Source organism: Actinophytocola sp. (genome assembly GCF_045807065.1).
Classification (GTDB): domain Bacteria; phylum Actinomycetota; class Actinomycetes; order Mycobacteriales; family Pseudonocardiaceae; genus Actinophytocola.
This window is the reverse complement of sequence record NZ_JBJMIE010000270.1, coordinates 1-10,398: the sequence shown is the minus strand read 5'-3', so window position 1 is coordinate 10,398 and position 10,398 is coordinate 1. Positions and strand designations below refer to the sequence as shown.

Here is a 10,398-nt window from a genome sequence, read left to right as displayed (position 1 = left end):
GCGCAGGCAGACCACCGTGGTCAGCATGTTGACCCCGCCGAGGATCGTCCCGAGCCCGGACAGGATCAACCCGACGATCCAGATGTTGCCGCTCACCCCGGGCGTGCGGGTGATGTCCGAGAGCGGGGTGTAGGCGGTCCAGCCGAAGTCGGGCGCGCCGGCGGGGGTGATGAAGCTGGACATGACGATGAGCCCGCCGAACAGGAACAGCCAGTAGGAGAAGGCGTTGAGCCGCGGGAACGCGACGTCGGGGGCGCCGATCTGCAGCGGCAGGATGTAGTTGGCGAACCCGAACAGGATCGGGGTCGCGTACAGCAGCAGCATGATCGTGCCGTGCATGGTGAACAGCTGGTTGTACTGCTCGGGGGAGAGGAACTGCATGCCCGGCCGGGCCAGCTCCGCCCGCATCAGCAACGCCATCACGCCGCCCACCATGAAGAAGGTGAACGAGGTGACGAGGTAGAGGATCCCGATCTGCTTGGGATCGGTGGTCCGGAACCATCCCAGGAACGCGCTGCCCATCGGGCGCCCTCGGGCATCCCCATGCACACGAATGGGGGCTGGCTTCACCGCAGTCATGGCGCTCTCCCGCTGCTGGCCTGCCTTCGTTTCGCGCCCCCATGTTTCACCGCGGCGGCGTGTGGGGCAACCGCAGGTCCGAGTTGCCCCGTGTGGTCACCATCGCGCGGGTCCACGGCCTTGAGCCGGACCACCGGACACCACGCGAGGGTCACGCGGCCCCCGTATGCCCAGCAGAACCGGGTCGAAACCCACGAGCCGACGCGCGATCGACGGCGTCATCCGTGCGCGCATGAGCACGCCACGCGGCTGCTCATGGTGGCCATCGCGCCGCTCGTCCACAGCCGGCCCTTCCGGTGAGGAGCCCGAACCCCGCTGGGGAGCCGCATGCCCGTCCGTGGCCGCCCTCGGCGCTGGAGTGTCGACCTCGGCGTCAGCCGAGGGCTTTCCAGTCGCGGGCGGTGGGAAGGCCCCGCACCAGTGCCAGGAGGTCGTCGTGCAGGTGACCGTTGGTGATGAGGACCGTGCCGTCGCCGGACAGGACCGGAGCGCCCGTCAGGTCCGTGACGCGTCCGCCGGCCTCGCCGATGATGACCGGGAGTGGTGCGAGGTCCTCGTAGCCCATCGGCGCGCCGGCGATGACGTACGCGTCGAGCTGCCCGGTCGCCACGCCTACCGTGCCGCCGCTCGGGAACAGGAAGACTCGGCGGTGCAGCGCGAACAACAGCTCCTCCGACCACGTACCGGGATTGCCCATCCCCGTACGGGCGCCCGACAGCTTCCTTCGGTCGCCGACGTGCGCCCGGGTGACGTCACCGCCGTCGGTGGAGCGCCAGCAACCGCGGCCGCGACCCGCGAAGACCGTCTGCCGCGCGATCGGCTCGCGGATGACGCCGATCGCGGGTCCGTGCTCGTCCTCGACGGCCAGCCGGGTGTTGAACAGCGGCATCCGGCGCACGAAGTAGTAGGTGCCGTCGATCGGATCGACAACCCAGCGACGGCCCGAATCCCCGGCCGTGGTGCCCATTTCCTCGCCGTGGACCGCGTCGCGGGGTGCGTACCGGGCCAGTTCCGCGCGCACCAGTCCTTCGACCTCGAGGTCGAAGGTGGTGACCTCGCTCCCGTCCGGCTTGCGTGACGTGTGCACCTCACCCGCGAAGAACCGCTCGGCCGCCAGCTCACCGGCCCGGTACGCGAGGTCGACGGCGAAGTCGAGCAGATCCTGGTCGACCGGTGGGCCGTGGAGGGAGTCCATGCCGCGGTGGACGTCCGGGCGTCCTCGTGGGTTGCGGAAGCCGTCGATGCCACTCCTGTGCCGCGGCGGATGTCAGCCTCGCGTACCCCCGGCGGCGATGGAGCGCTTGCTCGTGGGACCGCACCGAGGGGTCATGTCAGCGTCAGGACGACCTTCACGTCATCGTCGTCCTCGAATGCGGTCGGGGCCTCGGACAGCGGCACCCGGCGGGTGATGAGGGACGCGAGCCACCGCGGGTCGGCCTTGGCGAGCGCGTCCGCCGCCTGTTCGTAGTGGCGGATGTTCGCGTTCACAGAGCCGAGTACGACGTCGTTCTCCAGTACCAGCTCGCGGTTGATCGCGCCCGCGTCGACCGACATCCTGCGACCGGCGGGGGAGACACCCGTCAGGCAGACGATCCCGTAGGGGGTGGTGCCGCTCATGGCCTCGATCACCACACTGCCGGCGCCGGTCGCCTCGATGACGACGTCCGGGGTCAGCCGCGACATCACCTGGTCGACCGGGTCGTGGTGGTAGGTCGCGCCCAGTGACCGCACCAGCGCCGGCTTGGGGCCGGACGTGACCCGGTCGAGCACGTGCACGTCGAGGTCGTACTGGGTGCCGAGGAGCGCGGCGAGCAACCCGATCGGGCCCGCCCCGGTGACCAGGACGCGGCGCGGCTCGAACCACGCCCGCCGGCCGGTCCGCCACACCTGCTCCCACGCCTTCGCGACCACGCTCGTCGGCTCCATGAGCACGCCCACGTCCGTGAGGCGGCCGTCCAGCCGGATCGCGTAGTCCTCGGCCACGGTCCACCGCTCGCTGCCGTAGCCGTGGATCTCCTTGATCCCGCGTTCGGTGTACCGGCCGTTGCGGCACATGTCGAACTCGCCGGCCCCGCACGCCCCGCACGGCACCGGGTCCGGGCGGCGCACCACGCCGACGACGAGGTCGCCGGGGGAGAACCGGGAGCCGGCCGGAGCCTGCGCGACGCGGCCCAGCGACTCGTGCCCGAGGACGAGGTGGTCGCTGCCGGACGGCGCCCAGCCGTACTCGCCGCGGGCGATCTCCTTGTCCGTGCCGCAGACGCCCAGCGCCAGCCCGTCGACGAGCAGGTCGCGGGGGCCCGGAGTGGGGTCGGGGACCTCCGCCACCCGCAGCGAGTTCGCGTGACCCGGCGTGACCGTCAGCGCGCGCATGGCCGCTCCCCACCGGGCACGCGGACCGGCAGCGTGACCGGGAGTGCCCGCCGCACGTCGCCGGCCAGCTCAGCCGGGGTGGGGAACACGCGCTCGGGCCACGTGGCGAGGACGACCGGCGGCTCGACGCCCTCCGGTTCGACCGCCAGGCACCAGCCCGTCTCGCTGTCCCACTGCAGCATCAGGAACCGGCCGGCCGGGGTGCGGTCGGCCAGGGCCACGTACGCGGCCGACGGGGGACCGTACTCGTGCCAGGTCGCGCTCGCCTCCACGCCGAAGGCCGTGGCGACCTCCTCGACGTAGTCGCGCAACGCCAACGCCTCGGCGTGGCTCGACTTCGTTCTCATGGCGGCACGACGATGCACTCCGCAGGCTCCGCTCATGACCATCCCTCCCCGCTGACCGCGTACTCCTCGACGTCCTGTTCCTTGAGGGTGAACCCGAGGCCCGGGGCGTCCCGGGCCGGTGTGACGGACCCGCCGGCCGGGTCGAGCACGCCGTCGAAGAACTCCTCCTCGATGCGGTCGTGGTCGGCGAACCACTCCAGGTGCCGCACGTTCTGCGTCGCGACCGCGGCATGCGCGGACACGTTGGGGGCGCAGTGCGCGGACACGTCCAGGTTCGCCGCGGCGGCCACCGCCGCGACCCGCCGCCACTCCGTGAACCCGCCGCAGCGCGTCACGTCCACCTGCAGGCAGTCCACGAACGGCGCCATGCGGGCGAAGTAGGGCAGGTCGTAGCCGTACTCGCCGGCCGTCACGTCGATGGCGGTGGCCGCGCGGACCGTGGCCAGCCCGGCGAGGTCGTCGCTGGACACCGGCTCCTCGAACCAGCGCACGTCGTGCTCCGCCAGCCGGTGCGCCACCCGGCGGGCCTGCCCGACCGGGTACCCGCCGTTCGCGTCGACGTACAGCTCCGCCTCCGGTCCGATCACGGCACGCGCCGTCCGCACCCGGGCGAGGTCACGTGTCTGCGCCGACCCCCACGACTCACCGATCTTGATCTTGACGCGCGGGATCCGCCGCTTGTGGACCCACGTGTCGAGCTGGTCGCTCAGCTCCGCCTCGCTCTGGCTGGTGAAACCGCCGCTGCCGTAGAGCGCGACCGACGGGTGGACGCGGCCGAGCAGGGTGGCGACCGGGACGCCGACGAGCCGCGCGGCGAGGTCCCACAGCGCGATGTCCACGGCGGACAGCGCGCACGAGACGAGCCCGGGCCGGCCCAGGTTGCGGATCTGGCGCCGCATGTCCGCCCATCGCGCCGGCACGTCCAGCGCCGGGCGGCCCACGACCACCGGGGCGAGCGTCCGGGCGACCAGCGGCACGCACGCGGCGTCGGCGTAGGTCCAGCCCAGGCCGACGGCACCGCCGGCCTGGACCCGGACCACGACGATCGTCGTGCCGTCCCACGCCAGCGTGCCGTCGGCCGCCGGCCCCGGCGTCGGCACGCGGTACGCCCGCGCGCCGACCCGCTCGACCTCGGTCATCTCTTCCAGCCGGACAGCAGCTCCTGCGCCTTGGTCCGCACCCCCTGGCTGACCAGGTGGAAGGCGTCCGGGTCGCCCTTGAGCACGGCCTCGGTCACGGACTTGAACTGCTCGAACGTCGCGTGCGGCGGGATCGGCGGCACGTCCGGGTCGCACCGGACGTCCAGCACCGTCGGGCCGGCCGCGGACAGCGCGGCGTCCCACGCGGGACCCAGCTGGTCCGGGTCGTCGACGTTGAAGGCCTGGAGGCCGATGCCGCGCGCGAACGCCGCGTAGTCGACGTCCGGCAGCACCTGCGACTCCTCGAACTTGGGTGCGCCGCCCATGGCCCGCAGCTCCCACGTGACCTGGTTGAGGTCGTTGTTGTGGAACACGCACACCACCAGGCGCCGGTCGGACCACAGCGACTGGTACCGGGCGACGGTGATCAGCTCGGCCATCCCGTTCATCTGCATGGCGCCGTCGCCGACGAGCGCGATCACCGGCCGGTCCGGGCGGGCGAACTTCGCGCCGATCGCGTACGGCACGCCCGGACCCATGGTCGCGAGCGTCCCGGACAGCGAGCCGCGCATGTTGCCGCGCATGCGCAGGTTGCGGGCGTACCAGTTCGCGGCCGAGCCCGAGTCCGCGGTGAAGATCGCGTTGTCCGGGGCCCGCTCGGACAGCTCCGAGACGATCCGCATGGGGTTGACCGGCTTCGCGTCCACGTGCGCCTGCCGGTCCATGGTCTCCCACCAGCCGGTGACGTTCCTCTCGATCGTCTCCCGCCAGGACCGGTCGGCCTTCCGCCCGACGCGGGGGAGCAGCGCCCGCAGCGTGGCCGCGGCGTCGCCCACCAGGTTCACCTCGGTGGGGTACCGCATCCCGATGAACCGGCCGTCGATGTCGATCTGGATCGCGCGGGCCTGCCCGAACTCGGGCAGGAACTGGCTGTAGGGGAAGTTCGAGCCGACGATGACGAGCGTGTCGCAGTCCCGCATCATCTCGTAGCTGGGCCGGGTGCCCAGCAGTCCGATCGAACCGGTCACATAGGACAGGTCGTCCGGCAGCACGTCCTTGCCCAGCAACGCCTTCGCCACCCCGCCACCGGTCAGCTCGGCCAGCTCACGCAGCTCGGACTCCGCACCGCGCGCGCCCTGGCCGACCAGGATCGCGACCTTCTCGCCGGCGTTCACCACGTCCGCGGCCCGCGCCAGCTCCTCCTCCGGCGCCACCGGCACCGACCACGCCGTGCTCGGCGGGCTGGACGGCACCTGCTTGAACGTGTGCCGCGGCGGGGTGTACTCCTCCTCCTGCAGGTCGGTCGGGATGATCACGGCGGTCGGCGCCCGGTTGGCCTGCGCGACCCGGATGGCCCGGTCGATGGCGTTCGGCAGCTGTTCGGCGACGTTGACCTCGACGAGGTAGTCCGACGCGACGTCCTTGTACAGCGACTGGAGGTCGACCTCCTGCTGGTAGCTGCCGCCCATGGCGCTGCGCGCGGTCTGCCCGACGATCGCGACCACCGGCACGTGGTCGAGCTTCGCGTCGTACAGCCCGTTCAGCAGGTGGATCGCACCCGGCCCGGACGTCGCCATGCAGATCCCGACCTTGCCGGAGAACTTCGCGTAGCCGACGGCCTCGAACGCCGCCATCTCCTCGTGGCGGGCCTGCACGAACTTCGGCCGGTCATCCGCCTTGCCGAACGCGGCGACGATGCCGTTGATCCCGTCGCCCGGGTAGGCGAAGACCTGCTCGACGCCCCACTCCCGCAGTCGCTGCAGGACGTAGTCGCCAACGGTCTGTGTCGTCATGACTGTTCCGCCTCCCCGAAATCAAATGTTGTGGTTGCGTTCGCGAAGAAAGGGCACTGTCTGGTCACGTACTTGTGGCTGGCTTGCGTCACGTTCCCCTGAGGTGCGGTCGGCAGCCACGAGAGTGGCGAAAAACTGGCTCATGATCGCTCCTTGATGTGCGGGGCCAGCAGCTCGGCGAGGTGAATGGCCTCGTGGCCCCCGCTGTCGAGTTCGTGGATCTGCGTGCGGCAGCTGAAACCGTCGGCCAGCACGACCGTGCCGGCGTCGGTGTCCCGCAGCCGGGGCAGGAGTACCCGCTCCGCGCACGCCTCGCTCACCTCGCGGTGACCGCGTTCGAAGCCGAAGTTCCCGGCCAGCCCGCAGCACCCCGAGTCCAGCTGCTCCGCGTCGACGCCCGCGCGCCGCAGCAGCTCCCGGTCGGCGTCCCAGCCGAACACGGCGTGCTGGTGGCAGTGCACCTGCGCCAGCGCCCGCGTGCCCGGCGGCAGCGTCGGCGGGGTGTAGCCGGGCGAGTGCTCGGTGAGCAGCTCGGCCAGCGTCACCGTCGCCCCACGCAGCCGGCGCACGTCCTGGTCCTCCGGGAACAGCTCGGCGGCGTCGGACCGGAACACGGCGGTGCAGCTCGGCTCGAGGCCGAGCACCAGCCCGCCGCCACGCACGTGGGGTGCCAGCGTCCGCACGGTGCGGCTCAACACCCGCTTCGCGGTGGCGAGCTGTCCCGTCGAGATCCAGGTCAGGCCGCAGCACACGGGCTCCGCCGGCACGACTACCCGCCAACCGGCCGCCTCAACCACCTCGACCGCCGCCCGCCCGGCACTCGGGTGGAAGTGGTTGGTGAACGTGTCCGGCCACAGCAGCACGGTGCCGCGCTCGCCGCTGCCCCGCGGCCCACGCCGGGCGTACCACTGCTGGAGCGTCTCACCGGCGAACCGCGGGACCTCCCGGTCCGCCAGGCCCGCGGGCCGGGTGGCCAGCCGCCGCACGAGTGGCACCCGGGTCAGCGCGTTGACCACCCGGGCCAGCCGGGCTCGGCCGACCAGCCGGGCCAGCACGGGCAGCCAGCCCAGCGCCAGGTCGGAGCGCGGCCGCCGCCACTGCCGGCCCTTGTAGTGGTGGGCGAGGAACTCGGCCTTGTAGGTGGCCATGTCCACGTTGGCGGGGCAGTCCGTCTTGCATCCCTTGCACGCCAGGCACAGGTCGAGCGCGTCACGCACCGCCGCCGACCGCCAGCCGTCCCTGATCGGGCTGTCGCCGTGCCCGTTCAGCATCTCGAACAGCAGTCGCGCCCGGCCGCGGGTGGAGTGCTCCTCCTCGCCCGTGACCTGGTAGGACGGGCACATCACCGCGTGCCCGCCGGTGTTGTGCTGGCGGCACCGGCCGACGCCGACGCAGCGGTTGGCCGCCTCGGCGAACGAGCCGCCGTCGTGCGGGTACCGGAAGTAGGTGTCCTGCGGGGTCGCCGGGTGCCAGTCGGCACCGAGCCTCAGGTGCGCGTCCAGCGGCGCGGGCGCGACCACCTTGCCCGGGTTCATCCGGTTGTTCGGGTCGAAGACCGCCTTCAGCTGCCCGAACGCCCGCACCAGCTCCGCGCCGAACATCTTCGGCAGCAGCTCGCCGCGAGTCTGCCCGTCGCCGTGCTCGCCGGACAGGGACCCGCCGAACTCGCACACCAGGTCGGCGGCGCGTTCGAGGAAGCGGCGGTAGGCGGCCACGCCGTCGGCGGTGTAGAGGTCGAACGGGATGCGGGTGTGCACGCAGCCCTGACCGAAGTGCCCGTACAGGCTGGGGCCGGTGTCGCTGGCGTAACCGAACTCGGCGTACAGCTCCCGCAGCCGCCGCAGGTAGTCGCCGAGCCGTTCCGGCGGGACGGCCGAGTCCTCCCAGCCCTCGAAGGTGTCCGGCCGGTGCGGGACGTGCGCGGTGGCGCCCAGCCCGGCCTCGCGCACCTGCCACAGCTCCTTCTCGCGGTCCGGGTCGTCGAGGATCTCGACCTCGGCGTCGTGCTCGGTCCTGTGCAGCGCGTCGAGCAGCCCGTGGGCCCGCTGGTCCGCCTCCTCGGTGGTGTCGCCGCCGAACTGGACCATCAGGAACGCGCGGCCCTCGGGCAGCTCGCCGAGTGCGTCCGGGTTGAGGTCCTTGAGCTGCTCGTCGTGGATCAGCTTGGCGTCCAGGCCCTCCAGCGCGATCGGCTCGTGCTCGACGATCGCCGGGACGGCGTCGGCCGCCTCGGCGATACCGGGGTAGCCGAGCACGACCAGCGTGCGCTTCCTGATCACCGGCACCAGCTTCAGCTTCGCGCACAGCACCGTCACCAGCGTGGACTCGCTGCCGACCAGCAGGCCGGCGACGTCGAACCCGTACTCGGGCAGCAGCGAGTCCAGGTTGTAGCCGGACACGCGGCGCGGGATGTCGGGGAAGCCCGCGCGGATCTCCTCGGCGTAGGTGTCGCGCAGGCGGCGCAGCTGTCGGTAGAGCGCGGCCCTGGGGTCGCCCCGGCGCTCGATGGCGGCGTAGGCGTCGTCGTCGGTGGGGCCGCACCAGAAGCGGGTGCCGTCGTAGGTGAGGACCTCGAGCTCGGCGATGTTGTCGACGACCTTGCCGGTGCGCTGCGCGGTGGCGCCGCACGAGTTGTTGCCGATCATGCCGCCGAGGGTGCAGTTCATGTGCGTGGCCGGCTCCGGCCCGAACCGCAGCCCGGTCGGCGCGAGGTGGCGGTTGAGGTCGTCGAGCACGATGCCCGGCTCGACGACGCACGTCCGCTCGTCCGGATCGACGGAGATGACGCGGTGGCAGTACTTCGACCAGTCGATGACGACGGCGGTGTTGGTGCACTGGCCGGCGAGGCTCGTGCCGCCGCCGCGGGACAGGACCGGCGCGCCGTGCTCGCGGGCCACGGCGACCGCCGCCACCGCCGCCTCGGGCGTGCGCGGCACGACGACGCCGATCGGCACCTGCCGGAAGTTGGAGGCGTCCGTCGAGTATGCCGCGCGGGTACCCGGGTCGAAGCGGACCTCGCCGTCGACCCGGGCCCGCAGGTCGCGTGCCAGCGCCTCGCCGTCCACCACCGGCCGACCGTTGTGTCGAACCACCGGGTTGGGGAGATCGATGCTCGTCACGGGTCAGGGATTAGCCACCTTTGCACGATGCAAACATATCGGCAGACCTGGCACCGAGCGGGCGCCGGCGGCCGCGTGCTGGGTTGCGGCCGCCGGCAGACTGTGTTTTCCCTCGGCTTTACCCCACCTTGGATGCGCGGATGGTCGGCCGCCGCGGAGCCCCCGCGCCTCGAACGCCGATGCGCACCTGAACCTCCGCTCGATGGCGGAGCCGACCAGGCCGTGCGCGGCAGACACGCGCACGGCTCGAAAACGGCCCCCAGTAAACCGTTGACGAGGACGAAAGTATCGCTGGCGCATGTCGCTGGCAATAGTCCCGTTCGGATGAACTCGTCCGGGTCGCGGCGCGTAACGACCGGCACGACGTCGAGGAGGACACGATGACCGGCACGGAGTTACGCGTACAGGCGAGCTTGTGGAAACGTTGTCAGGTCAGGGAACGACACTTCCACGGCCAGGTGAGCCGGGCGGTCGTCGGCGCGCCCGGTGGCACGCACTGGTGGCACACCTGGGCGCACGACGCCGACCTCGCCCTCCTGGTGATGGAAGGCGAGGCGGCGGACCGGGCACGCGGCGGCACGGCGCTCGCCGACGCGCTCTACTGGGCGGTCCTGACCCGTGGCCTCGCGCTGGCCACCGACCTGGACCACCTCGACCTGCGGCCGCGGCCCGGCTGGCACGCGTTGTTCGACGCGGGCTCGGTCACCGTCGAGTGGCCGCACACCCGCCCGCTGCTGCATGCCGTACCTGTCGACCTGCCGGCGGGCTGGCTCGCCGCCGCGACCGCCCTGCGGCTGGTGGTCGTGGTCGCGGGGTACGGGCTGGGGCTCGACGCGGAGCGCGACCCGGTCGGCGACCACCTCGCCGACCGGCTGACCAGGGCCGCGCATGTCGGCGCGCTCGCCGTCGGCGCGGTCGCGGTCACCGGTCGGGCAGCGGATCAGCCGTCGTAGCTGGCCTGCTCCACGGCGAAGACGTTGCGGCTGCCGGCGCCTTCCTGCAGCGTCCACAGGAGATCCGGGTTGGTGTCGTCCTCCCAGTAGGAGAT

Annotated in this window: 8 protein-coding genes; 1 reads left to right on the top strand and 7 read right to left on the bottom strand. The window is 72.1% G+C overall.

Annotated features, from left to right (window positions below):
• The 7 genes from ACJ73U_RS15670 to ACJ73U_RS15640 form a co-directional block, all read right to left on the bottom strand.
• The coding region (locus tag ACJ73U_RS15670) for a cbb3-type cytochrome c oxidase subunit I (protein ID WP_407778349.1) at positions 1–579 on the bottom strand (579 nt) is incomplete at its 3' end.
• Positions 580–952: 373 nt separating this feature from the next.
• Entirely contained in the window at positions 953–1,774 is an 822-nt protein-coding gene (locus tag ACJ73U_RS15665) for an inositol monophosphatase family protein (RefSeq protein ID WP_407778348.1), read from the bottom strand.
• Positions 1,775–1,905: 131 nt separating this feature from the next.
• Positions 1,906–2,952 carry a glucose 1-dehydrogenase gene (locus tag ACJ73U_RS15660; protein WP_407778347.1) on the bottom strand — a complete coding sequence of 349 codons (1,047 nt, stop codon included), beginning with the start codon at positions 2,950–2,952 and terminating at the stop codon, positions 1,906–1,908.
• On the bottom strand, positions 2,940–3,299 hold the full coding sequence (locus ACJ73U_RS15655) for a DUF6292 family protein (RefSeq protein ID WP_407778346.1): 360 nt from the start codon (positions 3,297–3,299) through the stop codon (positions 2,940–2,942). Before ACJ73U_RS15655 ends, ACJ73U_RS15660 begins: the two co-directional genes overlap by 13 nt.
• Positions 3,300–3,331: 32 nt before the next feature.
• On the bottom strand, positions 3,332–4,438 hold the full coding sequence (locus tag ACJ73U_RS15650; RefSeq protein ID WP_407778345.1) for an enolase C-terminal domain-like protein: 1,107 nt from the start codon (positions 4,436–4,438) through the stop codon (positions 3,332–3,334).
• Complete coding sequence (locus ACJ73U_RS15645; protein WP_407778344.1) at positions 4,435–6,231, bottom strand: thiamine pyrophosphate-requiring protein; 1,797 nt, start codon at positions 6,229–6,231, stop codon at positions 4,435–4,437. Before ACJ73U_RS15645 ends, ACJ73U_RS15650 begins: the two co-directional genes overlap by 4 nt.
• Before the next feature lie 140 nt (positions 6,232–6,371).
• Entirely contained in the window at positions 6,372–9,350 is a 2,979-nt protein-coding gene (locus tag ACJ73U_RS15640; RefSeq protein ID WP_407778343.1) for an FAD-binding and (Fe-S)-binding domain-containing protein, read from the bottom strand.
• A 380-nt stretch (positions 9,351–9,730) separates the two neighbouring features.
• On the opposite strand from ACJ73U_RS15640, the gene ACJ73U_RS15635 reads away from it, so the two are divergent.
• The gene (locus ACJ73U_RS15635) at positions 9,731–10,303 is read left to right on the top strand and encodes a hypothetical protein (protein ID WP_407778342.1); all 573 of its coding nucleotides are present in this window, start codon (positions 9,731–9,733) and stop codon (positions 10,301–10,303) included.
• Positions 10,304–10,398 lie beyond the last annotated feature (95 nt).